The 26,441-nt window shown below is 69.0% G+C and carries 21 protein-coding genes; 13 read left to right on the top strand and 8 right to left on the bottom strand.

Features of this window, described 5'->3' with window-relative positions:
* Position 1: 1 nt before the first annotated feature.
* Positions 2–640, bottom strand: a complete 639-nt coding sequence (locus tag LQF10_RS02195; protein WP_231065874.1) for an MBL fold metallo-hydrolase — start codon at positions 638–640, stop codon at positions 2–4.
* 88 nt (positions 641–728) lie between these two features.
* On the opposite strand from LQF10_RS02195, the gene LQF10_RS02190 reads away from it, so the two are divergent.
* The 3 genes from LQF10_RS02190 (at position 729) to LQF10_RS02180 (ending at position 5,054) form a co-directional block, all read left to right on the top strand.
* The gene (locus LQF10_RS02190; protein WP_231065873.1) at positions 729–1,937 is read left to right on the top strand and encodes an MFS transporter; all 1,209 of its coding nucleotides are present in this window, start codon (positions 729–731) and stop codon (positions 1,935–1,937) included.
* A 117-nt stretch (positions 1,938–2,054) separates the two neighbouring features.
* Positions 2,055–2,972 (top strand): class I SAM-dependent methyltransferase, encoded by a 918-nt coding sequence (locus tag LQF10_RS02185; RefSeq protein ID WP_231065872.1) that lies wholly within the window; start codon positions 2,055–2,057, stop codon positions 2,970–2,972.
* Positions 2,973–2,984: 12 nt separating this feature from the next.
* Positions 2,985–5,054, top strand: coding sequence for a thioredoxin domain-containing protein (locus LQF10_RS02180; RefSeq protein WP_231065871.1), 2,070 nt, complete (start codon positions 2,985–2,987; stop codon positions 5,052–5,054).
* Between the two features lie 151 nt (positions 5,055–5,205).
* On the opposite strand, the gene LQF10_RS02175 is transcribed toward LQF10_RS02180, so the two are convergent.
* Together LQF10_RS02175 and arfB are read right to left on the bottom strand one after the other, a co-directional pair.
* The gene (locus LQF10_RS02175; protein ID WP_231065870.1) at positions 5,206–5,502 is read right to left on the bottom strand and encodes a HesB/IscA family protein; all 297 of its coding nucleotides are present in this window, start codon (positions 5,500–5,502) and stop codon (positions 5,206–5,208) included.
* Between the two features lie 183 nt (positions 5,503–5,685).
* Positions 5,686–6,117: an alternative ribosome rescue aminoacyl-tRNA hydrolase ArfB gene (gene arfB / locus LQF10_RS02170; protein ID WP_231065869.1), complete on the bottom strand. Its 432-nt coding sequence runs from the start codon at positions 6,115–6,117 to the stop codon at positions 5,686–5,688.
* 39 nt (positions 6,118–6,156) lie between these two features.
* Here arfB and LQF10_RS02165 point away from each other — a divergent pair, with 39 nt between their 5' ends.
* Positions 6,157–7,713, top strand: coding sequence for a patatin-like phospholipase family protein (locus tag LQF10_RS02165; RefSeq protein WP_231065868.1), 1,557 nt, complete (start codon positions 6,157–6,159; stop codon positions 7,711–7,713).
* 103 nt (positions 7,714–7,816) lie between these two features.
* Here LQF10_RS02165 and LQF10_RS02160 read toward each other — a convergent pair whose 3' ends face one another.
* The gene (locus LQF10_RS02160) at positions 7,817–8,713 is read right to left on the bottom strand and encodes a ribokinase (protein ID WP_231065867.1); all 897 of its coding nucleotides are present in this window, start codon (positions 8,711–8,713) and stop codon (positions 7,817–7,819) included.
* A 98-nt stretch (positions 8,714–8,811) separates the two neighbouring features.
* On the opposite strand from LQF10_RS02160, the gene LQF10_RS02155 reads away from it, so the two are divergent.
* Positions 8,812–9,801: a diacylglycerol/lipid kinase family protein gene (locus LQF10_RS02155; protein ID WP_231065866.1), complete on the top strand. Its 990-nt coding sequence runs from the start codon at positions 8,812–8,814 to the stop codon at positions 9,799–9,801.
* A 126-nt stretch (positions 9,802–9,927) separates the two neighbouring features.
* On the opposite strand, the gene LQF10_RS02150 is transcribed toward LQF10_RS02155, so the two are convergent.
* Positions 9,928–12,276 (bottom strand): heavy metal translocating P-type ATPase, encoded by a 2,349-nt coding sequence (locus LQF10_RS02150; RefSeq protein WP_231065865.1) that lies wholly within the window; start codon positions 12,274–12,276, stop codon positions 9,928–9,930.
* A 64-nt stretch (positions 12,277–12,340) separates the two neighbouring features.
* On the opposite strand from LQF10_RS02150, the gene LQF10_RS02145 reads away from it, so the two are divergent.
* Positions 12,341–13,315, top strand: coding sequence for a cation diffusion facilitator family transporter (locus tag LQF10_RS02145; RefSeq protein ID WP_231065864.1), 975 nt, complete (start codon positions 12,341–12,343; stop codon positions 13,313–13,315).
* Between the two features lie 34 nt (positions 13,316–13,349).
* Here LQF10_RS02145 and ald read toward each other — a convergent pair whose 3' ends face one another.
* Complete coding sequence (ald, locus tag LQF10_RS02140; RefSeq protein WP_231065863.1) at positions 13,350–14,450, bottom strand: alanine dehydrogenase; 1,101 nt, start codon at positions 14,448–14,450, stop codon at positions 13,350–13,352.
* Between the two features lie 142 nt (positions 14,451–14,592).
* Positions 14,593–16,494 (bottom strand): sigma-70 family RNA polymerase sigma factor, encoded by a 1,902-nt coding sequence (locus LQF10_RS19340; protein WP_290371130.1) that lies wholly within the window; start codon positions 16,492–16,494, stop codon positions 14,593–14,595.
* A gap of 230 nt (positions 16,495–16,724) precedes the next feature.
* Between LQF10_RS19340 and LQF10_RS02130 the strand changes: the two genes are divergently transcribed.
* The 7 genes from LQF10_RS02130 to LQF10_RS02100 all read left to right on the top strand — a co-directional run bounded on the left by LQF10_RS02130 (position 16,725) and on the right by LQF10_RS02100 (position 25,832).
* Complete coding sequence (locus LQF10_RS02130; protein ID WP_231065862.1) at positions 16,725–17,135, top strand: YciI family protein; 411 nt, start codon at positions 16,725–16,727, stop codon at positions 17,133–17,135.
* 16 nt (positions 17,136–17,151) lie between these two features.
* Positions 17,152–18,300: an RNA polymerase sigma factor gene (locus LQF10_RS02125; protein WP_231067226.1), complete on the top strand. Its 1,149-nt coding sequence runs from the start codon at positions 17,152–17,154 to the stop codon at positions 18,298–18,300.
* Between the two features lie 221 nt (positions 18,301–18,521).
* A complete protein-coding gene (locus tag LQF10_RS02120; protein ID WP_231065861.1) occupies positions 18,522–20,195 on the top strand; it encodes a BCCT family transporter in 1,674 nt (557 codons plus the stop codon).
* A gap of 80 nt (positions 20,196–20,275) precedes the next feature.
* Positions 20,276–21,112, top strand: a complete 837-nt coding sequence (locus LQF10_RS02115; RefSeq protein ID WP_231065860.1) for an HAD family hydrolase — start codon at positions 20,276–20,278, stop codon at positions 21,110–21,112.
* Positions 21,109–23,529 (top strand): glycoside hydrolase family 65 protein, encoded by a 2,421-nt coding sequence (locus LQF10_RS02110; protein WP_231065859.1) that lies wholly within the window; start codon positions 21,109–21,111, stop codon positions 23,527–23,529. Before LQF10_RS02115 ends, LQF10_RS02110 begins: the two co-directional genes overlap by 4 nt.
* Before the next feature lie 54 nt (positions 23,530–23,583).
* The gene (locus LQF10_RS02105) at positions 23,584–23,991 is read left to right on the top strand and encodes a hypothetical protein (RefSeq protein WP_231065858.1); all 408 of its coding nucleotides are present in this window, start codon (positions 23,584–23,586) and stop codon (positions 23,989–23,991) included.
* Positions 23,992–24,146: 155 nt separating this feature from the next.
* On the top strand, positions 24,147–25,832 hold the full coding sequence (locus LQF10_RS02100; RefSeq protein ID WP_231065857.1) for a dihydroxyacetone kinase family protein: 1,686 nt from the start codon (positions 24,147–24,149) through the stop codon (positions 25,830–25,832).
* 71 nt (positions 25,833–25,903) lie between these two features.
* Here LQF10_RS02100 and LQF10_RS02095 read toward each other — a convergent pair whose 3' ends face one another.
* Complete coding sequence (locus tag LQF10_RS02095) at positions 25,904–26,353, bottom strand: nitroreductase family deazaflavin-dependent oxidoreductase (protein ID WP_231065856.1); 450 nt, start codon at positions 26,351–26,353, stop codon at positions 25,904–25,906.
* Positions 26,354–26,441 lie beyond the last annotated feature (88 nt).

Raw genomic sequence — 26,441 nt, 5'->3', positions numbered from 1 at the left:
CTCAGACCTGAACCGGCTCTCCCGGTTCCGGGGTGAGCAGGCGACCCCCGTACTCACCCGTCACATGAGCGATCCGGGCGAGCGCCACCCGCTGGCCGACCTCGGAGTTCAGCGTCTCGTGAATCGGTAGGACCACCTCGGCCCGGGCCTCGATCACGAAATCCATCACCTCACCGATCTTCAGCCACGGACCGCTCACCGGCACGGCCAGCACGCGGACCGCCACGTCCGGCAGATCGAATGCGTCGCCCGGGTGATAGAGCCTGCCGTCGACCAGTACACCCACGTTGTCGACCACCGGCAGATCCCGGTGCACCGCGGCGTGCGACCCACCGAAGAAGGCCAGCACCACGGTGCCGATCGCCACCGCCATCCCCGGTCGGACGGCCTCCACGGGCACCCCGTCGCCCTGCCATGCTGCGGCGAGGTCGGCAGGCCCGAACACCACGGCCTGCGGACTCTCCCGGTGCACCCGCCGGGCCACGTCGAGGTCGGCGTGGTCGCCGTGGGAATGGGTGAGAACCAGCGCATCGACCCCGGCGACCGGCGGCACCTGGGAAAACTGACCAGGATCGATGAGCACGCGCACCCCCCGGGTGCGAACATCAAGGCATGCGTGCCCACAGTGGGTGATCTCCATCACACCCAGAGTAGACCTGGCAGTAGACCTGGCAGATGTAGACCTGGCTCGGCGGGAGTGACACCACACCCAATGGCAGGATCAACGGGTGCTCGCCCCGTACCGTCGCGTCCTGTCCACACCCGGGGCCCTGGCGTTCTCCTCCGCCGGAGTGCTGGCGCGATTGCCGCTCTCGATGGTCACTCTCTCCATCGTGCTCATGGTGACCGCCCTGTACGACGAGTACGGGCTGGCCGGGCAGATCACCGGCGCGTACGCCGCGAGCCAGGCGATCTTCTCCCCACGGTTGGCGCGCCTCATCGACCGGTTCGGGCAGGCGAGAGTGATGCGCCCGGCGCTCGCGGTCTGCATGACGTCACTACTCGGTATGGTCATCGCCGCCACTGTGGGCGCCCCGGTGGGGTGGCTGTACCTGACGGCCGCCCTCACCGGTGCGACGACCGGTTCCGTCGGCGCGATGGTGCGGGCCCGCTGGAACCACGCGCTCACCGATCCCTCGCGGCTGCACACGGCCTACGCCTACGAGGCGGTGCTCGATGAGACGGTCTTCATGACCGGCCCGGTGATCGCCACCCTCCTGGCCACCATGATCTCCCCGACGGCGGGGCTACTCGTGGCCGTCCTGGCCGCCGGGACAGGGGGCTTCTGGTTCCTTGCCCAACGTGCCACGGAGCCGGTACCGACCGGGCGCCCGGCCAAGGAAGGGCGCCGGTCGGTGCTGCGCTCGGGTGGGCTGCTCGCCGTGGTGCTGGTGTTCTTCGCCACCGGTGTGGTCTTCGGCGCCTCGGATGTCTCAGCCGTGGCGTACAGCGAGGAGCACGGCGCCAAGGCGTGGGCCGGCGTCATGCTCGCCTGTATGGCGGCCGGCTCGCTGACCGGTGGACTGGCCTACGGTGCACGGACCTGGGTGCTGGACCTGTGGAAACGGTTCATGATCGGGGTGCTGCTCCTGGCCGCAGGCATGTGCCTGTTCCTGCTGGTGAACTCGCTGGCGATGTTGGCAGTGACGATGTTCATCGCCGGTCTGGCGATCGCGCCCACGATGATCAACGGGAACGGACTCGTGCAGCAACTCGTCCCGCGGGCGCGACTGACCGAGGGTTTCGCCTGGGAGAGCACCGCCATCTGGGTCGGATTCGCGGTCGGAACGTCGGTGGCCGGGGCCGCTGTGGATGCCTACGGATCGGTGGGCAGCTACCGCGTGCTGGCGGGGGCAGGTGCCATCGCTGCACTCCTTGCGATCATCGCCGCACCCCGCCTGCGTGCAGCACATCTGCGCAGCGCCGCCCACCCCTGAGATCTCGGCCCACTGCTCCCGCACCAGAGGAAGCCTCGTCGCCGTGGCACTCACCACCACAGCGCGGAGGGAAATATCAGGTGGGAGATCAGCGCGGCCCGTGCCACGCTGACAGTCATGAGCCTGCCCACCGACCCGATCGTCGAGACAACCACCAGCACCGTCGAGGCGTACGCCGCAAACCGGGCGAACTGGGATGACCGCGCAACCGTGCACGTGGGAAGCGCTGCCTACGACGTGGACGGCTTCGTGGCGGACCCGGGACGCATCTCCTCGGTCATCCACGCCGATATGGCGATCCTCGCCCCGCACCTGGAGGGCGAGCGAGCCTCCGCCGAGCGCCCCCTGCGCGGGCTGAACGTGTGCCACCTGCAGTGCCACATCGGCACCGACACGCTGTCGATGGCTCGCCTGGGTGGCCGGGTGACCGGAGTGGACCTCTCCCCTGGCTCCCTCGCCATCGCACGAGATCTGGCCACGCGGTGCGCGATAGACGCCCGCTGGGTGGAGAGCGAGGTGACCGAGGCCGCCTCCGCCGTCGGCGAGACCTTCGACCACGTGCACACCTCGATCGGGACGATCTGCTGGGTCCAGGACCTGGATGCCTGGGCGCGGGCCATCGCGGCGCTGCTGCGCCCGGGCGGCACCTTCTTCTTCCGCGATCAACACCCGGCCCTGGCCGCGATGGACGACATGGTCACCGATGACGTGCGCCTGGGGAACCGGTACTGGCCGCTGCCGCCGGGGCGCGCGTTCACCTACTCCGGCGGGATCACCTATACCGACGGCGACCACAGCACCATTACCGCGACCCGCAACTACGAGTGGCCGCACCCTGTCTCGCAGATCCTGCAGGCGTTGCTGGATGCCGGTCTGAGTCTGGTGGCCGTGGGCGAGCATGAGTCACTGCCGTGGCAGGCGCTGCCGGTGATGGTGCCTGGTGAGGGCTCGGACGCTGACGGGTACGTACTGCCTGCTCCGTGGCGGGAGCAACTCCCGGTGGCACTCTCGGTGGTCGCCCGCAAGCCTGCGTGACAGTGTGGCGTCATGCCGAATCACCTTGCGGACGCGACGAGCCCGTACCTGCTTCAGCACGCCGGCAACCCCGTGGACTGGCAGGAGTGGGGTGAGCCCGCGTTCGCGGAAGCGCGAGCGCGGGACGTGCCGATCCTGCTGAGCGTGGGGTATGCGGCCTGCCACTGGTGCCACGTGATGGCGCACGAATCCTTCGAGGACGAGCAGGTGGCGGCAGTCGTCAACGCCGGCTTCGTCCCCGTGAAGGTGGACCGGGAGGAACGCCCGGACGTGGATGCCGTCTACATGCGCGCCACGACCGCCATGACCGGCCAGGGAGGCTGGCCGATGACCTGCCTACTCACCCCGGACGGGCATGCGTTCTACTGCGGCACGTACTTTCCCCGGGATCGGTTCATCGACCTGCTGCGTGCCGTCACCGAGGTCTGGCGGGACAACCGTGCGGAGGTGGTCGAGGGCGCTGCCGGGATCACCGAGCGCTTGCGGGAGGCGAGCCGGCCCGCTGGTCAGGCTCGCACCCTCGAGGAGAGCCCGCTCGGCACCGCCCGGCTCGACGACGCCCTCACCGCCCTCGTCGACCAGGCTGACCCCCGCCACGGCGGTTTCGGCGGCGCCCCCAAGTTTCCGCCGTCGATGGTGCTGGAGTACCTGCTGCGCCACCATGCCCGCACGGGAAACCCCGAGGCCCTGGACCTGGCCGAGCACACCTGCAGCGCGATGGCTCGCGGTGGGATCTACGATCAGCTCGCCGGTGGCTTCGCCCGGTACAGCGTGGACGCAGCCTGGGTGGTGCCGCACTTCGAGAAGATGCTGGCCGACAATGCTCAGCTGCTGCGGGTCTACCTGCATTGGTACCGGACTACCGGCTCCGCGCTCGCCGAGCGTGTGATCCGGGAGACCGCGGAGTTTCTGCTCCGGGACCTGCGCACGCCCGAGGGCGGCTTCGCGGCGTCCTTGGATGCCGATACCGACGGCGAGGAGGGCCTGACCTACGTCTGGACCCCGGAGCAGCTCATCGCGGCGCTTGGGCCCGAGGACGGCGCACGGGCGGCTGCGATGCTCGGGGTCACCGAGGCCGGCACATTCGAGGGTGGCACCTCGACGTTGCGGATGCTGGATGAGCCGCCTGCCGAGTGGCCCGAGTGGCGGCTGCGCCTGTTCGAGGCACGCCGCCTCCGGCCCCAGCCGGCCCGGGACGACAAGGTGGTGACCTCCTGGAACGGATTGGCGATCGCGGCGCTGGCCGAGGCCGGCGCACTCCTCGAGGAGCCGTCCTGGGTCGCCGCTGCGCGGCAGTGCGGTGAGCTGGTGCTCACCCATACAACCCGCGACGGCGCAGGTCGCCTTCGATTGCGCCGCGCCTCCCGTGACGGCCAGGTGGGTCAGGCGTGGGGCGTCGCCGACGACTACGGCAACCTCGCCGAGGGTGTGCTGGCGCTCCACCAGGCCACGGGAGAGGCGCGCTGGCTCGAGGTGGCCGACGAGCTGCTCACCACGGCGCTCGAGCAGTTTCGTGCCCCCGACGACTCGTTCTACGACACTGCCGATGACGGCGAGCGGCTGGTGCTGCGCATGCGCGGCCTCACCGACAACGCCGAGCCGAGCGGCACGTCAGCCCTAGCCGGTGCGCTGCTCACATTCTCCGCACTCACGGGTCGCCGGCGTGAGGAGGCCGAGGCTGCGCTGGCGGCGGGAAGCGAGGTGGCGGGTCAGGATCCGCGGTTCGCGGGTTGGTTCCTCGCGGTGGCCGAGGCGGCCGTGAGCGGGCCGGTGCAGGTGGCCGTGGTCGGTGATGATGACATCGCTCGCGAGATGGTCGCCGTGGCGCGCGCTGCGACGAGCCCTGGCGCGGTCCTCGCGTTCGACACCGGCGCCGAGCCCACTGACCCAGGCGCGGGCAACGTGGTGGCCGCTTCGGATCCTGACACCGGCCACAACCGTGTCCAATCGGCATTGCTGACCGGCCGCGGGCGGATCGACGGCCGGTCGGCGGCGTACGTCTGCCGCGGTTTCGTCTGCGATCTCCCGGTCGTCACGGTCGAGGACCTGCGCACCACCCTGGCCGCGACGACCGGCCACTGAGCCAACGGCTCATCGAGCACACCCTGCTGGGCGGAGGGCCCTCGCGCAGCAGAAGATCCGCCGTCGATCCGGCGGTGCGGCCTCTCGGCGCACCACCGGGATCGACGACGGATCCCTCAGCTTCGATCGTGACCCGCGGGTCACTCGGCACTCACTCGGCGGGCGCAGCGCCGTCCTTGCTGGCCAGGGAGAACCCGGTGCCTTCGGCGGTCTGGCTCGCGTCGAGCTGTTGGGTCTCGAGCAGTTCGGAGGTCTCGGTGGCAACGAAGACGCGCGCACCATCGTCCTCGACCACCTGGTCGTTCTCGGCGGGCTCCGGCACGAGCGACATCTGCAACTCGGTACCGCTTTCGGCCATCGCGATGCGCACGCCGCCCTCAGCCGGGAGACCGGCCTGCTCGGTGATGGACTTGATGGCGGTCTGGGCGTTCTCGGTCAGGGTGAGCATGATGCTCCCTCTCGTTCCTTCGGCATAGACGCTGGCGAGCAGCACGTCGCTCACTACACGCGTTGGCGCCTGGGGCAATTCCACGGAAACACTCCATGGGTGGTGGCCGCAACTGCGCGTTCCACTGGGCAAGACACCAGTGCCCACATCTCAGACTTGCCCCCGGCTGCGGCCACGAGCCGGTCAGGTCGCGTCGGGTCGACGCCGTTGCTGCTTCGTCTGCGCCTGTTGCTTCTTCGCCCGCAGCCGGCGTTCCTTCGAACCGCGGGTGGGCTTCGTGGCGCGCCGCGGCCGAGGCGGCGGAGCGAGGGCATCGGTGATCAGCGCGATCAACCGTTCCCGCGCGGCCTCCCGGTTGCGCAGCTGCGCGCGATACTCAGACGCTGCGATGGTGAGCACGCCACCGGTGATTCGCGTGCTCAACCGAGACAGCAGACGAGTGCGTTGGCGTTCGTCGAGTACGGCGGAATGAGCCACGTCCCAGCTCAGCTCCACCCGTGAATCGGTCGTGTTCACGCTCTGGCCACCCGGCCCGGAGGAGCGGGAGAACCGCCAGGTGAGTTCGCCGTCGGGGATGGTCAGTGAGGGACTCACCCGCAGGCCGGACTGGGACATATTCGCCGACACTAACGGGCGGTCACCTACGCTGGAACCATGTCCGTCTCGCGCGGCCTCGTCCGCCGCATCCGGCACCGTCTCATCCATACCCTCGGCGGGCACGTCATGCCCGAACCACCACCACCGCCTCAGGAGGTGGTCGGACTGGCCATCGCAGGTGGCGGTGCGCGGTCGAGTTTCGAGATCGGCGCAATCGACTACCTCTACACCCGCGAGCACATCACCCCCTCGGTCATCACCGGCACCTCGGCGGGCGCCATCCTCGCTGCCGTGATCGCGCAGTACCCGGATCGCGCCGGGCAGCAGGCGGCAGTGGCCGAACTACGGAGACTGTGGCGGAGCATGCAGGACGCCTCGGATATGTTCACCGAGCTGCCGTGGTTCACCAAGCTCAACGAGCACATGCCCACCTGGCGCAAGGTGATGGCGTTGCGCCACCGAGACGCGCGCGCGGCGATGATGAGCGGAGCCGATCACACAGACCGCAACGGTCCCCATCGCAGCCTCGGACGGCCGGTGCGCGCGAGCACGGCGAAGATCTCGCGGGATGAGTTCGGCAAGAATGCCGGAAAGCAGCGCCAACGCCCGCCCGACGCCGGCGATCCGACACCGCCGGAGCACAGCTCCGGCTGGTCCGTGGCCAATGTGTTCGACACGCTCTCCACACTCTGGGAGGCGGGCCGGACCAGCACCGACGTCGACCTGATCCTCGGCGGGGCACAGACGGAACGGGCCGCGTTCACTCCCGGGCCCCTGGTGAACCGCCTCACCCACCCGGACCTGTTCTCCTCGCAACGAGCCGCCGCCTCCGGCGTGCACCTGCGGATCGCCGCCGTGGCGCTGGAATCCGGTGAATTGCGCTATATCACCGAGACCGGCGAGATCCGAGATCGTCTCGATCAGCCCGTCCCGGGCGAACCCACGGTGGATCTGGTCACGGCGATCATGGCCTCGTGCGCCATTCCGAGCGTCTTCGCCCCGGTCCGGCTCGGGTCCGAACACTACGTCGACGGCGGAGCACGCGAGTCCTTGCCCGTGGAGGTGGCCGTCGATCACCTCGGGGTGACCCGGTGCTACGCCGTGGTGGCCTCACCCGCGGGCCTGAGCCCTGCGACCAGCTTCGCCGAGAAGGACATGCTGGAGATCGTCATGCGGGCCGGCTTCGGGGTGATGACCGACGAGATCCAGGCCGATGAGGTGCGCCGGGCACGAGCCGCCGGCGCGATCGTGATCCAGCCCGAGCTGGATATCCACGACATCCTCACCGTGGACCCGGGTCTGGTGCGGATCTCCATGGACTACGGCTGGATCCGCGCCGCCGAGGTGTGCACCGAAGCCGATGAGCAGCAGCGAGCCGCCACCCGGGAGATCATCGCGCTGCGGCGGCAGATCTGGCAGGCGGAGAACGCGCACCTGCGGCCGGAGAGCCCAGATGCCGGTCCTGATGCGCCCGCGCTCGCTCACCTCAAGGAACGACTCCGCGATGCGGTCCTGGCGGCGGACCCCACCTTGCTGCCACCGCAGGCGGACGGGTGGTGGCGTGACTGGGAGGGTCACCCGTACGAGGTGCCGGCGCCCACCTGGCTGCCGTGATCCAGCAGCGCTCCAGCCCTGTCTGAACCCACTTCTCGTGTGTGAACCCGCCACGGCAGCGGTTCACACGCGAAAAGTGGGTTCAGACGGGGCCGTCAGCGGCTCAGCGGGCGGCGCGTACCTCATCGGCTGACGGAACGCCGCTCTGGGCCCCGGGCCGCTGCACGGCGAGCGCCGCCGCCACGGAGCCCCATCGGGCGGCTTCCACCAGATCATCCCCGAGCGCGAGCCGGGCACCCAGCACACCGACGAAGGTGTCTCCGGCACCGGTGGTGTCCACCGGGGTGACCTTCATGGCGGGAACTGTGGTCCGCCGTCGGTTTTCCACCACCAGGCATCCCTCGCCGCCGAGGGTCACCACGAGTGAGTCGACCCGTTCGGCGAGCAGTTCCACGGCTGCATCGAGATCGCGATCCGGTGCGCCCAGGGACTGGGCGAGGTCCGCCGCCTCGTGTTCATTCACCACCAGCACGTCGATCTCTGCCCACATCTGCTCGCTGAGCGGGGCAGACGGCGCGGCGTTCAGCACGAACCGCGCGCCGTCCGGCCGTGCCTGTGCGGCGGCGAGCACCACCTCGGGCGCGATCTCGAGTTGGGCGAGCAGCACATCGGCCGTGCTCACCCGCTCACGTTGCTGGTCCGAGAGCGTGGTGAATGCCGCGTTGGCACCGCCCACCACCACGATCGCGTTCTCACCGTCCTCGGCCACGGAGATCAGCGCGGTGCCGGTCGGCTCCTCAGAGGTGGCAATCGCCCCGGTGTCCACCCCGGCACCGGCGAGCCCGGCGCGCAGGAAGTCACCGTCGGCATCCCGGCCCACGGCGCCGACGAACACCGTCTGCACACCTGCGGCCCGAGCCGCCGCCACCGCCTGGTTCGCACCCTTGCCACCACCACCGCGAGCGAAGGAGAGGGCAAGCAACGTCTCTCCCGGCCCGGGGATGCGCGGCACCCGGCTCACCACATCCATATTCGCGCTACCGACCACTACGACGCCCATCGCCTCTCCCATCACCTCGTCTGGCACAACCCAGGGCAGACTACGACGGATACTGGCACGAGCAGAGCGTCACCGAACCGAACGAGCAGGAGGCACACATGGCACAGCCGCGTGCCGCCGTCGTCTACCACCCCGACAAGGCGACCGGCCCGCGCTGGCGCCGCGTGATGAACCGGGAGGAGCGCCGGGCCGGATGGGAACCGTCCATCTGGGTGCCCACCCAGGCCAACGACACCGCTGAAACGCTGCGATCCCGGCTCGTCGAGGCCGGTGGAGAGCACGCCGAGGTGGTCATTGCGGCCGGTGGTGACGGCACGGTACGCCTGACGGCGGAAGTGCTGGCAGGCACCGAACAACCGCTCGGCCTGTGGCCGATCGGATCCACGAATCTGTTCGCCCGCAACGTCGGCCTGCCCGTGCTGGACCAGATCGCCTCCCTGCGCGCAGCGCTGACCGGCGCCGATCGCCGCGTAGACACCGGTCGCCTCACCGCCGATCTGGCCGATGGGCAGCGGTTGCACCGGACCTTTCTCGTGCTTGCCGGCTTCGGGGTGGACGCCCAGATGGTGGTGCATACCTCGGCAGAGGCAAAGGAGTACCTCGGGTGGCTCGCCTACGTGGCCGGTGTGACCCGTGGGATGACCCGCTCGGACCGGATCGATGTGACCTACAGCCTTGACGGCGACCCGCCCCAAGATGCCCGTCTTCTCACTCTGGCCATCGCCAACGGTGGCGCGTTGCCGGCCGGGCTGGTGCTGCTTCCCGACGCCGAGGTGGATGACGGTGAACTCGACCTGCTGCTCCTGCACGCCGACGACGCCAAAGGCTGGCGGGAGGTGGCCTCGTGGTTCCTGCAGGAGAACGGCGCGGTGCGACGGCTCCGCCGCAAACATGGCCACCGGCGGCCACTGCGTACCGGTGCGGCCGTGCTCGTGCGACGCACCCGGGACGTGCGGTTGACCCTGCGCCACCCAGAGCATTTCCAGGTCGATGGTGAGTACCTTGGCCAGGTGGTGCGATTGCGCGCGCAGGTCGATCACGGCTCCCTCCTGGTCCGGGTGCCTGCCAAACCGGTCCGTCAGACCTGAGCAACGCCCGGGGCCGCTGCCGAGGTGACGGGCACGAGGCCACGATGGCGACCGCGCGGTGCTGGATCGAGGATCCTCACCGGAGCGCGTTCTCATCGGAGCGCAGTTCTCATCGGAGCGCAGTTCTCATCGGAGCGCGGTGCGGAAGGCGCGCAGCCGCAGGCTGTTCGTCACCACGAACACCGACGAGAACGCCATCGCGGCCCCGGCGATCATCGGATTCAGCAGCCCGAGCGCCGCCACCGGAATGGCAGCCACGTTGTAGGCGAACGCCCAGAACAGGTTGCCCTTGATGGTGTTGAGCGTGCGGCGCGCCAGCCGGACCGCATCGGCTGCAGCGCGAAGATCGCCGCTGACCAGGGTGATGTCGCTCGCCTCGATGGCGGCATCGGTGCCAGTGCCCATGGCCAGTCCGAGATCGGCGGTGGCGAGCGCGGCGGCGTCATTCACGCCGTCCCCCACCATGGCCACCACCCGGCCGGACTCCTGCAGTCGGCGCACCTGGTCCACCTTCTCGGCCGGCAGTACCTCCGCGATCACTTCGGTGATCCCCACCTCGGCGGCCACTCGCTGCGCGGCACGGTCGTTGTCGCCAGTGAGCAGCACGGGTTCCAAGCCCAGGTCGCGGAGCATCTGCACCGCCTCGGCGGAGGTGTCCTTGACGGTGTCGCCCACCTCGATCAGCCCGCGGGTGCGCCCCTGCCACCCGACGGCGATCACGGTGGCACCCCGCGCGGACACCTCGTCCCACACCTCGGCAGGCGCGGGCGCATATCCGGCGTCGGCCAGGACGGCCGGGCGACCGACCAGTACCTCGACGCCGTCCACGGTGCCGCGCACACCACGCCCGGCGAGGTTCTCGAAGTCGGTGACGGCGGGAAGCTCGCCGAGCCGCTCCCGCGCCGCGACGGCCACCGCGGCCGCGATGGGGTGCTCAGAGGCGTGCTCCACGGCCCCGGCCCGGCGCAGCACCTCGTTCTCGCTGCTCTCGTCGGCAGCGCCCTCGTCAGCGCCACCTTCGTCAGCACCGCCCTCGTCAGCACCGTGCTCTGCGGATACCGCGGTCACGGAGAGCAAAGCCATCTTTCCTGTGGTCACCGTCCCGGTCTTGTCGAGCACCACAGTGTCGACCTTGCGGGTCGACTCGAGTACCTCGGGCCCGCGGATGAGCACCCCGAGCTGAGCACCTCGTCCGGTCCCCACGAGCAACGCCGTCGGTGTGGCCAAGCCGAGCGCGCAGGGGCAGGCGATGATCAGCACGGCCACGGCGGCCGTGAACGCGCTGGCCGGCTCACCGGAGCTGCCCCACCACGCGGCGAGGGTGGCGAGGGCGATCACGATCACGATCGGCACGAACACCGCGGAGATGCGATCGGCGAGCCGTTGCACAGCCGCCTTCCCGTTCTGCGCTTCTTCCACCAGGGCGGCGATCTTCGCGAGCTGAGTATCCGCCCCGATCCGGGTGGCGCGCACCACGAGGCGTCCGCCCACGTTCACCGAGGCGCCCACGACGGCGCCCCCCGCCTCCACCTCTGCCGGCACCGATTCTCCGGTGAGCATGGAGACGTCGACGGCGGAGCGCCCTTCGATCACCTCACCGTCGGTGGCGATCGTCTCGCCCGGGCGCACGACGAATTCATCACCGACCGCCAGTTCAGCGACCGGCCGGCGGACTTCCTGACCGCCGTGCAGCAGGGTGACGTCCTTGGCGCCAAGGTCGAGGAGGGCGCGCAATGCCGCACCGGCGTTGCGGCGGGCACGCAGTTCGAAGTAGCGCCCGGCCAGGATGAACGTGGTGACGCCTGCGGCAACTTCGAGGTAGAGGGCCCCGGTGGGGTCCTGCGTTCCGAGGGTCAGGGAGAACGGGTGGGTCATCCCGGGGTGGCCGGCGGTGCCGAAGAACAGCGCCCACAGCGACCAGGTGAATGCGGCCAGGGTGCCCATCGAGATGAGAGTGTCCATCGTGGCGGCGCCGTGCTTGAGGTTCGTCCACGCAGCGCGGTGGAACGGCGCGGCCCCCCAGACCACCACAGGCGCGGCCAGCGTGAGGCTGAGCCACTGCCAGTTGGTGAACTGCAGCGCCGGCACCATGGCAAGCACGATCACCGGCACCGACAGGAGCGCGCTGACGATCAGCCGGTGGCGCAGCTGGGCAAGGCTGTGCGGGCCAGCCTGGTCCTCCGCGGTGGTGAGGGTTCCACTGTCGGTGGGGCCGCCGTCGGGCTGCGTTGCCTGAGTGCGCAGCTCGTGCGCGGTGTACCCGGCCTGCTCCACAGCCTCGATCAGTTCGGCTGTGGTGACGTTCGGCGCCGTGAAGATCCGCGCCTTCTCAGTGGCGTAGTTCACGCTGGCGCTGGCTCCGTCGAGGCGATTCAGCCGCTTCTCGACGCGCGCGGCGCACGAAGCACACGTCATGCCCCCGATGCCGAGTTCGATCCGCCGCTGGTCACCCTGAGCCTGGTCGGTGGTACTCATGCGCCTCCTCCACTTCGAACCCTGGATACCTCCAGGGGGTATCCGAAGCATACCCCTGGGCGGTATGCTCGGACAACTGGACGAGCGTACGGAGGTACTCGCAATGGCGAACGGCCGCAGCCATGGTCACGACCACGGCGTGACCGCCACGCACGCGAATCGCCGACGGCTGCAGGTGGTCCTGGCCATCACACTCACGGCAATGATCGCCCAGGCGGTGGGGGCGTGGATCTCCGGATCTCTGTCCCTGCTCGCGGATGCCGGGCATATGCTCACCGATTCAGCCGGTGTGGCAATCGCCCTGATCGCTGCCCACCTGGCCACCCGCCCGGCCACCCAGAGCCGGACGTTCGGCTGGCAGCGCGCCGAAGTGCTCGCGGCGATGGTCAATGCCATGGTGCTGTGCGCCGTCGGCGTGCTGGTGATCCGGGAGGCTCTCCTGCGCTGGGGCGCCGAACCGGACATCCAGACCGGGCCGATGCTCGTGGCGGCTGTGGTGGGCGCACTCGCCAATCTCGTCTCGCTGCTGCTGCTCGCAGGAGCCCGCGGGCAGAGCCTGAACATGCGGGGGGCTTACCTGGAGGTGTTCGGTGACCTGGTCGGCTCCGCGGCCGTGATCGTTGCTGGCGTGGTGATCATGACCACCGGGTGGACCAGGGCGGACGCCATCGCCTCGTTCGCCATCGGGGCGCTCATCCTGCCGCGCGCGCTCATCCTGCTCAAGGACGTGGCCGATGTGCTGCTGGAGTCGACGCCTCGCGGTGTCGACCTGGAGACTGTGCGCCAGCACATCACCGACCTGCCTGCCGTGCAGGACGTGCATGATGTGCACGCGTGGACCATCACCAGCGGCGTGCCGGTGTTGTCCGCACACGTGGTGCTGGACACTCGCGGTGCCGGGGAAGTGGATCCCGACCTGGAGTGCGCCACCCTGGACGCCCTCGCCGCGTGCCTGGAGGGGCACTTCGATGTGGAGCACTGCACGTTTCAGCTCGAACCCGCGGGGCATCTGCGTCACGAGACCGGGGTGCACCGCTGAGGGCCGGAACCGGTCAACATGGTCGCAGCGTGCCTCACAGTGGTTCCGCGTCGATTCCGTGGGCGTGTCCGACGGCTGTGTTCACCAGGCGCCCCTCGGTGAGATTCACGCCGCGGGCAAGAGCCGGAACAGCCTCGACGGCGGTGCGCCACCCCGCGTCGGCGATCGCCAGTGCGTAGGGCAAGGTGGCGTTGGTGAGCGCGATCGTTGAGGTGATCGGCACCGCACCGGGCATATTCGCCACGCAGTAGTAGAGCGAATCATGCACCGCGAAAACGGGATCGTCGTGCGTGGTCGGCCGCGATCCCTCGAAGCAGCCACCCTGATCGATGGCAATGTCGACCAGCACTGAACCCGGACGCATCGTGGCCACCATCGCATCGGTGACCAATGTCGGCGCCTCGGCACCGGGCACGAGGGCTGCGCCGATCACCAGGTCAGCCTCCCGCACATGTTCGGCCACGATGTAGGCGTTCGACCGTGCCGTACTGATGCGCGGTCCAAACCGCGCATCCAGGGCACGCAACTTGGGCAACGACACGTCGAGCACCGTGACGTGAGCCTGCATTCCGACGGCGATCGTCGCCGCATGCTCGCCGGCCACGCCGCCGCCGATCACCAATACTCTGCCTCGGGGCGTCCCGGGCACGCCCCCGAGCAACTGACCACGACCCCGGTAGGGGCGCATCAGGTGGATCGCACCGACCTGGGTGGCCAGGCGGCCGGCCACCTCGCTCATCGGAGCGAGCAACGGCAGCGACCCGTCCGGCGCCTGGACCGTCTCGTACGCGATCGCGGTGGCTCCGGACTCAACAAGCGCGCGGGTGAGTCGCTCGTCGGCTGCCAGGTGCAGGTAGGTGAAGAGCGTGAGCCCTTCGCGCAGGTATCTGTACTCCTCGGCGATCGGCTCCTTCACCTTGAGCACCAGCTCGGCCCAGTCCCACACATCGGCGGCGCCCTCGACGAGCTCAGCACCGGCGGCGGCATAGGCCTCGTCACCACACGAGGATCCCGAACCCGCGCCTGATTGGACCCGTACCTGATGACCGTGCTCAACCAGCTCGTGCACACCCGCGGGTGTGGCCGAGACCCGATACTCGTTGTTCTTGATCTCCGTGACGACGCCGACTCGCATGGGTGCTCACTCTCTCGTCCGTTCGTGACGGACTGTGGGGGTGACCCCGGGATATGGGGCATTTCCTCAGCGTGGCACCGGAGCGCGTCGGCCGCCAGATGGCGATCAGGGGGAATTGACGGCAGTTACCTTGACGGTCTCGTCATACCGCGGTGATCGTCACGATCATTGCCGGGCCCCTCGCGCCGGTGTCCGGATCGACGTAGTGCACGCCGAGCTCATGCACACCCGCGGCAATGTCGGGCACGTAGCGCTCGATGGCCCCGGCATCACTGATCACGGTCCCGCCAACATCGATGCCGTCCACGAGGACGCGAATCGTTGTGCCCGGCTCGCCCTGGAAGGAGATCAGCAGATCATCACGATCGCCATCGTCGTCGTAGTCGGCGAGGGGGCGGGTGGACCCGTCGGAGATCCCTACCCACTGTGGCGGCGTGTACTGGAACGGGCCGACCACGTTGCTGGGTCCTGACGTGCCAACGAACTCCTCGGAGGCTCCGTCCACCACCTCTTGGGTGGCGGTGTAGAACTGGGCCGGGCTCTCGGGCACGAGCGTCCACGCGCCATCCTCGTCGGCCACGGCTGTTCCGGCGGGCGCATCGTCACCGGTCACCGTCACGACCACGCCAGGTAGCGCCGTCCCGACCAGGACAGGCGCGACGCGGACCTCGGTCTGGTTCGGCAGCTCGATGACCGGTGGTGGAGGCGGGACGAGTTCAGGCTCCGGATCCTCGGTGGGATCGGGGGTCGGCTCGGGATCAGGGGTGGGGCCAGGGGTCGGCTCGGGCTCCTGCGGGTCGGGTTCCTGTGTGGGGCCGGGCGCGGGAGTCGGTTGCGGCTGAGGCTCGGGGGCGGGGCGGGTCCCGGATCCGGGTACCTGCTCAGCCTCGGGTAGGCCCGGCTCGGGCGCGGGAGCCGGTGGGCGATCGCCAGGCGCCGGCTCCGGAGCAGGGCCCTCGGTCGGTTCCGCATCCTCGGCGGGTTGTGGTGAGGTCTCGCTGCCGCTCGTTGCAATCCCGCCTGATGGGTCCGGGCTCGAGGGTGGCGTGGCATCGGCGGTCGCCGTGGCGCCCGGGACCTGCCCGTCCGGCGGGGACCCAGGCGGGTCCCATGCGTAGGCGGCCACCGCGACTGCAACAACAGCCGTCGCCCCCGTCACGGCACCGAGGACCAGCTTCGGACTGCGGAGCCTGCGCCCCGCGCTCTGGACCCCTCCGACCAGGAGCACGCCGGCCTTGGCCACCCCACCGCCGAACACCCACCAGATGGCGTTCGGGGCAAGGATCACCAGCGGCAACAACATGGCGCCGAGCCGTTCCGAGACGGCGGTCAGTTCGGTGAGCAGGACCGGGCAGTCCGTGCAGGTAGCCAGGTGCCGCTGAACCTCAGCCCGGCGACGACTGGAGAGGCGCCCGGTCTCGTAGTCGCCGAGACGTGCGATCACCGGACGGCACGCGTCAGGGGCGCCGTCGGAGCGCAGATGTGCCTGCAGCCAGGCCGACCGGAAGCCCTGCCTGGCGCGTGCGGAGAGGGTGGAGATCGCCGTCGGGCGCATTCCCATCCGCTCGGACAGTTCACCCGGGCCGGCGCCCTCGACCTCCGTGAGCCAGAGCACCTCACGCCAGCGCGGCGGTAGCCCCTTGAATGCCTCGGACACAAGCCCGCGGTCAAGGGTCGCATCGGCGTCATCGTCGACCACCCACAATCCCGGGGGTCCCAGCGACTCGACATCGTCGGCAGGCGCCTCCCGGCGCCCGCCCCGGTCGATACGGAGGTTGCGCAACGTGCGGAACAGGTACCCGGGCACGTCTTCGGTGGGGCCGCCGCCCTTGCGGATGGCCTGCAGCACCCGAGCGAACGTCTCCTGGACGAGGTCGGGGGCGTCGTCTGGTCCCGCATCACGGCGGGCGATCCGCATGGCCTGGTCCTTGTACCGCTCGTACAGCACCGCGAACTCGCCCACTCGCCCTCGGCGCACCGCGGCCACGATGGCCGCGTCGCTCTCTGGCGCCTCCTGGGGGGCCAGTTCGGGGATGGTTGACACGGCAGGACTCCAGCTCACGTGGGGGATGGATGGTGGCCCTTTGCCACCACGTCGGCGAACGCTCGAAACGGCGCACCCGCGGGCGAATTGACAAGACAAAATGAGAGTACGAAGAAATTCGCGGGTTCGCCAGGGCGAAAACTTCGCGCCGATGTCGAGACGTCGGTTTCGGCTCCGTCTTCGAGATGATGACGGCAGACTGGCCGGCACGGATCACAGGAGAAGGAACAATGGCGAAATACCTCTTGCTCAAGCATTACCGCGGCGGCCCGCAGCCCACCGCCGAGGGCAGCATTCCGATGGAGCAGTGGGCACCGGAGGAAATCGACGCGCACATCGCGTTCATGGACCACGTGGCAGACACACTCCGCGAGCGGGGCGAGTTCGTGGACGCCCAGGCGCTCTCCCCCGAGGGCACGTTCGTTCGCTATGACGGTGAAGGACGGCCTCCGCTCACCGACGGCCCGTTCGCGGAGTCGAAAGACCTGATCGCCGGGTGGATGATGATCGATGTGGACTCCACCGAGCGCGCCCACGAAGTCGCGGCGTTCCTCTCCTCGGCGCCCGGGCCAGGTGGCCGCACGATCAAGGAGTGGATCGAGGTTCGTCCGTTCCTGACCGAGCCACCCGCGATCGGCTGAACATCCGGGCCCGGTGATGGATGATCTGCTGCGCACTCTGGGACCGCGCACCCTGGCTGTTCTCGTTCGCCGTGGAGCCGAGTTCACGGCGGCCGAGGACGCTGTGCAAGAGGCTCTGCTGGAGGCCGCGCGGCGCTGGCCCGAGGCGCGGCCGGCAGATCCGGCCGCGTGGTTGGTGCGGGTGGCATGGCGCAAGTTCCTCGATGCCGTCCGCGCAGACGAGGCGAGGCGGCGGCGGGAGGTGACAGTCGCCGTCGCCCCTCCTCCCGGCGCCACCGAGGAACACGATGACACGCTGCTACTCCTCACTCGCTGTTGCCACCCGGACCTGAGCCCTGCGTCGGCGATCGCCCTCACCCTGCGGGCGGTCGGCGGCCTCACGACGGCGCAGATCGCCCGGGCGTACCTGGTGCCGGAGGCGACGATGGCGCAACGGATCAGCCGCGCGAAACGCACGCTGGCGGGGGCCCGGTTCGACCGGCTCGGCGCCTCCGCCACCGTGCTGCACGTGCTGTACCTGGTGTTCAACGAGGGGTTCACCGGGAAGGTGGACCTGGCCGAGGAGGCGATCCGGCTGACCCGACAGCTCGCCGCCGCCGAGAGCGAACCAGAGACACACGGCCTGCTCGCCCTGATGCTGCTACACCATGCCCGCCGAGCTGCCCGGTTCACGGGGACCGGGGAGCTGGTGCCGCTGGACGAGCAGGATCGTTCGCGGTGGGACACGGCGATGATCGCCGAAGGAGTCGAGATCCTGCAGCGGGCGCTGGCCCAGGACCGGCACGGGGAGTACCAGGTCCAGGCCGCGATCGCGGCCCTGCACGACGACGCCCCACGCGCCGAGGAGACCGACTGGCCGCAGATCCTCAGCTGGTACGACGAGCTGATGCGACTGAGCGGTGCCAGCCCCGTCGTTGCGCTCAACCGCGCCGTGGCCGTGGGGCAGACCGACGGCCCGCTGGCGGGTCTGCGTGCCCTGCAGGAGGTGCCCGACGGCGTCCCTCGCCGGGACGCGGTGGCCGCCTGGCTGTCTGAGCGAGCCGGCGACACCGCCCGCGCGGCAGAGCTGTACGTCCTCGCCGCTCGGGCAGCTACCAGCGAGCCCGAACGCCGGCATCTGCTGAAGCGGGCCGCCCACTGCGCCCGGGGCGGACTTCCGGCGTGACCCACCTCCGGCCCGGGCGAGGTCCTGGGCGCTCAGATCATGATCACTCCCGTGATGGCGGGCACGGGGGCCTCCTGGCTCGATGACACACCGAACGCCCCTACGGCTTGCTACTGAACGTGATCCAGGCCACAGTGGGCGAATCGATCGGCTCGGACGGGGTGAGCAGTCGGATCCCACACGGCTGATGGCACTCGTGGCAGCTATCGAAGGGAACGCACATGACGGACCAGTCGACCGGCCAGAGCGAACCGCGCTCGGGCCTGTCCCGCACGTTCCAGTCCTGGGCCGACCGGCTTGGCCTGAGAACCGATCCCACGATCTTCTTCGTGGCGGCCGGCCTGATGGTTCTCTTCCTGATCCTGCTGGTGATCTTCCCCAATCAGACCGGTGAGACGTTCACCGCCGGCCGCGAATGGATCGTGACGAACCTCGGCTGGTTCTTCATCTTCGGGGTCTCGGCGTGGCTGATCTTCCTCGTCGGCCTGGCCGTGAGCCGTTACGGTCGGATCCGGCTGGGTGACGACGACGCCAAACCCACCTACGGCAACGTCTCCTGGTTCACGATGTTGTTCGCCGGCGGAATCGGCACCATCCTGATGTTCTGGGGAGTGGCCGAACCCATCTACCACTTCTCCCAACCGCCACGCGATGAGGTCGTGCCATTCACGATCGAGGCGGCCGAACAGGCGATGGGATTCTCCATCTACCACTTCGGTCTGCATACCTGGGCGATCTTCACCCTGCCTGGCCTCGCGTTCGCCTTCTTCGTCTACCGGTTCAAGCTGCCCATGCGGGTCAGTTCGGTCTTCTACCCCCTGCTGAAGGACCGGATCTACGGGCCGATCGGCCGGACGATCGATATCTTCGCGATCCTCGGCACGCTCTTCGGAGTTGCCGTCTCCATCGGTTTGGGCACGCAGCAGATCAACGCCGGCCTCACCGAGTTGCTCAGCGTGCCCGACTCGGTCCTGGTGAAGGTCATCATCATCGCGGTGCTGACCACAGTCGCCGTCAGCTCCATCGTGGCCGGCCTGGACAAGGGCATCAAACGGCTCTCGAATATCAACATCGGAGCGGCCGTCGGACTCATGGTCTTCGTGTTCATCGCCGGTTCCACCGTGTTTCTGGCGCGGCAGATCGTGGAGACAATCAGCATCTACGCCACCTCGATCATCCCGCTCTCGTTCTGGAACGACGCCATGTCCCGCTACACCGAAGAAGGGTGGGGCTGGCAGGCCACCTGGACCGTCTTCTACTGGGCCTGGACCGTGACCTGGGCACCATTCATGGGAATCTTCCTCGCCCGCATCTCCAAGGGGCGCACCATCCGCGAGTTCGTGCTCGGCGTGCTCGTGGCGCCGACGATGTTCACCATCGTCTGGTTCGCCATCTTCGGTTGGTCCGCCATGGACTTCGACGGAATCGGCGGCAGCGGCGGAGAGATCACACAACGGGTTGTCACCGAGGAGAACGTGCCACTGGCGATGTTCACCTTCTTCGACCAATTCACGGTTCCGGAGGGGGTGATCACACTGATCCAAGGGCTGGCCGTGCTGATCGTGGCGGTCTTCTTCGCCACCTCCTCCGACTCGGCCTCGCTCGTGGTGGACATGCTGTGCACCGGTGACGTCGATGCTGGTCCGGTCCGCCAGCGGATGTTCTGGGGGATCGCCGAGGGCACCCTGGCCGCCTCACTGATCGTGCTCGCCGGGGACGCCGGATTGAAAGCCCTCCAAGAAGTGATCACCGTGATCGGATTGCCCATCTTCATCATGGTGTTCGCCATGGCGTTCGCGCTGTTCCGGGGCATCCAGACGGAGGTGAAGGCGGCCAAGGTGGTCGAACCCGCGCGCGGGGCGGCACGGCCGGCGGAGCGGCGACGCCCCCGGTAACGAAACCGTCACCAGACTGCAACCCGCCACAGCACCGGAGAGTTCGACCCTGGAGGGCTCGCGCCAGTAGCGTTTCGTGAATGAGCCCTCTCCCCGAAACGCTCCGTCGTCTCGGCCTGCCCTCGCACATCCGGGCATGCCTGTTCGACCTGGACGGCGTGCTCACCAGGACCGCCACGCTCCACTACGCGGCGTGGAAGCAGACCTTCGATGCGATCCTGACCGCACAAGGGCTCGCCGAGTTCACCGAGTCGGACTATGCCGCCCATGTGGACGGCCGGCGGCGGTACGACGGGGTGCGCACCTTCCTCACGTCGCGGGGTATCACCCCACCCGAGGGCTCCCCCGACGACCCGCCGTCCGCGGAGACCGTGTGCGGCATCGGCAACCGCAAGGACGCGGACGTGCGGCGCATCCTGGATGAGCGCGGCGTGGAGACCTTCCCCGGTTCCGTTGCCTACCTCGCCGCCGTGCGCGAGGCCGGGATCCCGACGGCGGTCGTCACCGCTTCTGCCAACGCCGTCGCCGTGCTCACGGCGGCCGGTCTGATCGATCAGTTCGACGCCCGGATCGACGGCGTGGTGGCCGCGGAGCGCTCCCTGCCGGGCAAACCGGCACCGGATACCTTCCTCGCCGGTGCCGCGGCGCTCGACATATCTCCTGAGCACGCCGTGGTGATCGAAGACGCGATCGCTGGAGTCGAAGCCGGCCGGGCTGGCGAGTTCGGCTACGTGATCGGCGTGGACCGGCTCGGCCACGCGCATGCCCTCTCCGAAGCGGGCGCCGATCTCGTGGTCGGCGACCTGGGCGAACTCATCCCGGACCGATCGTCGCTGGAACAACCGCCCGGCGGCGCGATTCCTGCCACCGGGGCAGACCTGGCCGACTCCGCCGAGACCAACCGGGAGAGCCGATGACGAATGGACACGGCCAGCACGCGCACACCGGCGAGGCGGGGGATTCCACCGAGTACGCCGACCATCGCCGCGGATACGGCATCCATCCATGGAAGCTCACCCGAAGCGGTCTGCTGCTCGACGATGTGGCCGCCAGTGAGACCCTCTTCACCCTCTCCAACGGCCACTTCGGAATGCGCGGTTCCCTCGAGGAGGGCGAACCGCGGGTGGAACCGGGGACCTACATCAATGGTTTCTACGAACAGCGACCGCTCCCGCACGCCGAAGCCGGCTACGGATTTCCCGAATCCGGTGAGACCGTCGTCAACGTCACCGACGGCAAGCTGATCCGACTGTTCGTCGGGGACTCCCCGTTCGACCTGCGCTACGGCACCACGCACAGCCATGAGCGAGCCCTCGATCTGCGCAGCGGCACGCTCGACCGGAGCACGGAATGGACCTCACCGAACGGGCAGTCGGTGCGGGTGACCTCTCGGCGCCTCGTCTCCTTCGCGCACCGCTCGCTGGCCGCCATCCACTACGAGGTGGAGGCCCTCGACGACAACGTTTACCTCGCCCTGTACTCCGACCTGCTGGCCAACGAGCAGAACGCGACTCCGTCCTCAGATCCGCGTGATGCCGCCGTACTGGACCGGCCGCTGAAGTCTGAGGGTTCGGGCGCCCGCGGGCAGCAGGCCGTGTTGATGCACCGCACCCGGCGCAGCAAGTTGCGGATGGCGGCCGGGATGGATCATGTGCTTGAAGTTCCCCAGGGGGCACAGACCACGATCGAGGCGAGCGGGGACCTTGCCCGGTATACGGTCACTGCTCAGCTGCCCAAGGGCAGTAAGTTGCGCATGGTCAAGTACCTGTCCTACGGCTGGTCGCACCGCAGGTCCACCCCGGCGCTGCGCGATCAGGTGGAAGCAGCGCTCGCCGTCGGAAAGCTCATCGGGTGGGACGAACTGCTGGAGAAGCAGCGTGCCTACCTGGACGACTTCTGGCAGCACGCCGATGTCGAGATCGACGGCGATCCGGGCCTGCAACAGGCGGTGCGGGTTTCGATGTTCCACGTGCTGCAGTGCTCAGCCCGTGCGGAAGGCCAGGGTCTCGGCGCCAAGGGCTTGAGCGGGATCGGCTATGACGGGCACACCTTCTGGGATGCCGACCTGTTCGCCCTGCCGATGCTCACCTACACGATGCCCTCGGCGGCCCGGGACCACCTGCTCTGGCGGCGGGACACGCTGCCAGAGGCGCGGGCACGGGCCACCGAACTCGGGTTGGCGGGAGCGGCGTTCCCATGGCGGACCATCACCGGCAAGGAGTGTTCCGGATACTGGCCCGCGGGCACGGCGGCATTCCACGTGAACTCCGCCGTGGCGAACGCCACGGCGCGGTACGTGGCAGCCACCGGAGACGACGAGTTCGATGCCGGCCCGGGCACCGAACTGCTCACTGAAACCGCACGACTGTGGATCTCGCTGGGGCACTTCGACGGCGCCTTCCACATCGACGGCGTGACCGGCCCGGACGAGTACACCGCGATCGTGGACGACAACCTCTACACGAACGTCATGGCTCAGGCGAATCTCACCGAGGCGGCCCACGCGTGCGAACGCAATCCGGGCACAGCGTCGGCGCTGGGTGTCACGGCGAGCGAGATCGCGATGTGGCGCCGTGCCGCCTCTGAGATGGCGATCCCGTACGACGACGAGCTCGGCGTGCATGCCCAATCCGAGGACTTCACCAAACAGGACGAATGGGACTTCGAGAAGACGGCGGACGAGTTCTACCCGCTCCTGCTGCACTACCCGTACTTCCAGATCTATCGCAAGCAGGTGGTCAAGCAGGCAGACCTCGTACTCGCGATGCAGCTGCGCGGTGATCTCTTCACTCCGGAGCAGAAATCCCGCAACTTCGCCTACTACGAGGCGCGCACCGTGCGAGACTCCTCCCTCTCGGCGGCCACCCAGGCGGTGCTCGCGGCCGAGACCGGGCACCTGAACCTCGCCTACGATTACTGGGCCGAAGTGGCATTGGTGGATCTGGGCGACCTGCACGGCAACGTCGATGACGGCCTGCACATCGCCGCGATGGGTGGCAGTTGGCAGGTGGCCGCGTGCGGCTTCGGAGGCATGCGCGATCACGGGGGGTACGTCTCGTTCGCCCCGCGCCTGCCCGAGGCCCTGACTCGACTCCGATTCCGGATCCGCAGCGAGAAGCGCGTGATCGAGGTGGAGGTCACCCGCATCGATGGTCAGGAACTCGCCACCTACCGCCTCATCGAGGGTGAGACGTTCACGACCACTCACCACGGGGAACCGGTCGAACTCGTCGGCTCCGGTTCCGTGCAGAGGGCAGTTCCACCGGCTCCCCAGGTGGAGCCCGTGACCCAGCCGGCTCGCCGGGGGCCCACCCGGCGACGCCCGCAGCGGTAGTTCTCCCCATCGCCGGGCCTGGCGAACGGACCTGCGATGAGCGAAACTCGCCTCATGGCATATCACGAACCCACGCCGCCACCGCATCAGGAGCCGAAGCCAGGTGAGTACGGTGCCGTCGCGCCATCGGCCCGGGTGCGGAACACCCCAGGGTCGGTGGCCTTGGCCGTCGGCATCGCGGTGACGGTGATTGGACTGGGGCAGCAGACGTTCTCGTTCGCGTTCCCGCATCTGATGGCCACGCTCGACATCCCGGCTCGTACTCTCTCCCTGTTCTTCCTGCCGCTCACGGTCGCGACAGGTGTTCTCGGCCTGATCGCGTGCATCGCCGGCGGGCTGGGCCTGCGCCGCCGGGATGCTCCGCAGCGGGCGGCGGCTGCGGGCCTGGCGTTGGGAGCGACCGCCGTGCTCAGTGTGTTCATCGGATTGATCGGACCGGCCATGATTGAGTTCATCCTCTGACCACGGTCTCTCGCGCACCAGCCCGCCATCTCACCATGAGTACGGCAGGTGCCCTTGAGGCCAGAACAGGGCAGGATGGCAGCGTTCACACCACGAACCATGCGCGACGGTGCCGCGGGACGTCCGGCGTCGTCGCTCACCACAAGGAGTGCTCGATGACGACGGTGTTCAACGATCCCACCCAGTTCGCCCAGGACATGCTCGCCGGCTTCTGCCGACTGCATGCCGATTCCGTGGAGCCGGTGACCGGCGGCGCGATCCGGGCCACGGAAACCCCCGAGGGCAAGGTGGCCGTGGTAATCGGGGGCGGCTCCGGGCACTACCCGGCCTTTGTCGGCTGGGTCGGCCCTGGGATGGCTGACGGGGCCGTCGTCGGGAATGTCTTCTCCTCGCCCTCCACCCAGCAGGTGCACGCGGTGGCCACGGCGGCCCAGCGCGGCGGCGGAGTGTTCCTCTCCTACGGCAACTACGCGGGGGACGTGCTGAATTTCGACCTCGCCCAGGAGCGGCTGAACGCCGACGGGATCCCCACCCGCACCGTGGTGGTCACCGATGACATCACGTCCGCGAGCGCCGACGAGCGCCACAAGCGCCGGGGGACGGCAGGCGACCTCGTGGTGTTCAAGATCGCCGGGGCGGCCGCGGAGGCCGGGTACGACCTCGACGGTGTGGTGGACGTGGCCCAGCGTGCGAACGATGCGACGTTCTCCTTCGCCGTGGCATTCGCCGGGTGCACGTTGCCCGGGGACGCCGAGCCGTTGTTCACGGTGCCGGCCGGTCGGATGGGCGTGGGGATGGGGGTGCACGGCGAGCCCGGGATCGGTGAGCAGGATGTTGTGCCGGCCTCCGACCTGGCCCGGATGCTCGTGGACAAGCTGCTCACCGAACGCCCCGAGGGCGCCGCGAAGGCGGCGGCGCTGGTGAACGGGCTCGGCGGCACCAAGTACGAAGAGATGTTCGTGCTCTGGAACAGCGTCGCCCCGCTGCTCGAGGAAGCCGGAGTGGAGCTGGTGGCTCCCGAGGTCGGGGAGCTGATCACCAGCCTGGACATGACCGGGGTATCCCTGACCCTGTTCTGGTTGGACTCCGAGCTGGAGGAACTCTGGCTCGCCCCGGCGCAGACCCCCGGGTTCCGGCGCGGCGCGGCCGTGGCGACCACCCGGCGCGCCCGGTCCGCAACCGATGCGAAGGCCGAGGTCACCTACCCACCCGCGAGCGAGGAGTCCCGAGCGAGCGCGGAACGTCTCACCGAGATCGGTACCCGGGTCGCCGCCATGCTGCACGAGCACGAGGACGAGCTCGGCAAGCTCGACGCGATCGCCGGGGACGGCGACCATGGCCGCGGCATGACGAACGGAGCTGATGCCGCACTCGCGGCACTGACAGCAGCCGTTTCCTCGGGTGCGGGCGTTGCCTCGGCCCTGGCTGCTGCCGGGGACGCGTGGGGTGACCGGGCCGGTGGAACCTCTGGTGCCCTGTGGGGAGCAGGCCTACGGGCCGCGGCCGGTGCCCTCTCGGACGAGGAGGCGCCGTCGGGTGCGGCGGTGCGGGCCGCCGTCCGTGCGGCACTGGACCACGTGCTCTCTTACGGCAAGGCCGAACGCGGGGACAAGACGATGCTCGACGCTCTCATCCCGTTCACCGAAGCGCTTGAGCAGGACACCCGCGAACTGCGGGAGGCGTGGGCGGACGCGGCCGCCACAGCCACCGAACATGCGAAGGCGACGGCGGACCTCACCCCCCGGATCGGGCGCGCCCGGCCGCTGGCCGAGCGCAGCATCGGTCACCCAGACCCAGGCGCCATCTCCCTCGCCCTGGTGATGCGCACGGCGATGAGCTGACGCAATCGACGCCTCATGCACCGAGCCACGCGCGACGATGTATGAGGCGACGTGTCCGCCGTCCGGGCCGCCTACTCGGTGACCGGCTCCAATAGGAACACCGGGATCAGGCGGTCGGTCTTCTCCTGGTACTCGGCGTACGGCGCGTACAGCGCCACGCACCGGTCCCACCACTCGGCGCGCTCCGCACCCTCGGCGATCCGGGCACGGTAGAGGTGCGGGGTGTCCCCGTCCTGCAGTTCGACCACCGGGTGGGCCAGGAAGTTGTAGTACCAGACGGGATGCTCAGGGGCGCCGCCCTTCGATGCCACGGCCGCGTAGACACCGCCGGACTCCACCCGCATCACAGGGTTCTTGCGCAGCTTGCCGGTGCGCGCGCCCCGGGAGGTGATCACCACGATGGGCCACTCCGGGCGGTCCCTCAGGGTGTTGGCCTCGCGTCCTCCGCTGGCCTCGTAAGCCTCGACCTGCTCGCGGACCCACGCGCTCGGACTGGGTTCGTACTCACCGTGAAGTGTCATGGCCCGAACAACCACAGACCGGACACTGGCATTCCCACGCCGTCAGCACGCGGAGATGCCGGGCGATGCGTCTCACGCGGCCTCCTCC

Origin of the sequence: Ruania halotolerans, from assembly GCF_021049285.1 — a bacterium.
GTDB lineage: Bacteria > Actinomycetota > Actinomycetes > Actinomycetales > Beutenbergiaceae > Ruania > Ruania halotolerans.
The sequence above is the reverse complement of the archived record's forward strand: the minus strand, read 5'-3'. Positions and strand labels throughout refer to the sequence as shown.

Coding starts and splice junctions, on each gene's coding strand:
- LQF10_RS02195 (WP_231065874.1), bottom strand. CDS start 640: ATGGAGATCACCCACTGTGGGCACGCATGCCTTGATGTTCGCACCCGG.
- LQF10_RS02185 (WP_231065872.1), top strand. CDS start 2,055: ATGAGCCTGCCCACCGACCCGATCGTCGAGACAACCACCAGCACCGTC.
- LQF10_RS02180 (WP_231065871.1), top strand. CDS start 2,985: ATGCCGAATCACCTTGCGGACGCGACGAGCCCGTACCTGCTTCAGCAC.
- LQF10_RS02175 (WP_231065870.1), bottom strand. CDS start 5,502: ATGCTCACCCTGACCGAGAACGCCCAGACCGCCATCAAGTCCATCACC.
- arfB (WP_231065869.1), bottom strand. CDS start 6,117: ATGTCCCAGTCCGGCCTGCGGGTGAGTCCCTCACTGACCATCCCCGAC.
- LQF10_RS02165 (WP_231065868.1), top strand. CDS start 6,157: ATGTCCGTCTCGCGCGGCCTCGTCCGCCGCATCCGGCACCGTCTCATC.
- LQF10_RS02160 (WP_231065867.1), bottom strand. CDS start 8,713: ATGGGCGTCGTAGTGGTCGGTAGCGCGAATATGGATGTGGTGAGCCGG.
- LQF10_RS02155 (WP_231065866.1), top strand. CDS start 8,812: ATGGCACAGCCGCGTGCCGCCGTCGTCTACCACCCCGACAAGGCGACC.
- LQF10_RS02150 (WP_231065865.1), bottom strand. CDS start 12,276: ATGAGTACCACCGACCAGGCTCAGGGTGACCAGCGGCGGATCGAACTC.
- LQF10_RS02145 (WP_231065864.1), top strand. CDS start 12,341: ATGCTCGGACAACTGGACGAGCGTACGGAGGTACTCGCAATGGCGAAC.
- ald (WP_231065863.1), bottom strand. CDS start 14,450: ATGCGAGTCGGCGTCGTCACGGAGATCAAGAACAACGAGTATCGGGTC.
- LQF10_RS02130 (WP_231065862.1), top strand. CDS start 16,725: ATGGCGAAATACCTCTTGCTCAAGCATTACCGCGGCGGCCCGCAGCCC.
- LQF10_RS02125 (WP_231067226.1), top strand. CDS start 17,152: ATGGATGATCTGCTGCGCACTCTGGGACCGCGCACCCTGGCTGTTCTC.
- LQF10_RS02120 (WP_231065861.1), top strand. CDS start 18,522: ATGACGGACCAGTCGACCGGCCAGAGCGAACCGCGCTCGGGCCTGTCC.
- LQF10_RS02115 (WP_231065860.1), top strand. CDS start 20,276: ATGAGCCCTCTCCCCGAAACGCTCCGTCGTCTCGGCCTGCCCTCGCAC.
- LQF10_RS02110 (WP_231065859.1), top strand. CDS start 21,109: ATGACGAATGGACACGGCCAGCACGCGCACACCGGCGAGGCGGGGGAT.
- LQF10_RS02105 (WP_231065858.1), top strand. CDS start 23,584: ATGGCATATCACGAACCCACGCCGCCACCGCATCAGGAGCCGAAGCCA.
- LQF10_RS02100 (WP_231065857.1), top strand. CDS start 24,147: ATGACGACGGTGTTCAACGATCCCACCCAGTTCGCCCAGGACATGCTC.
- LQF10_RS02095 (WP_231065856.1), bottom strand. CDS start 26,353: ATGACACTTCACGGTGAGTACGAACCCAGTCCGAGCGCGTGGGTCCGC.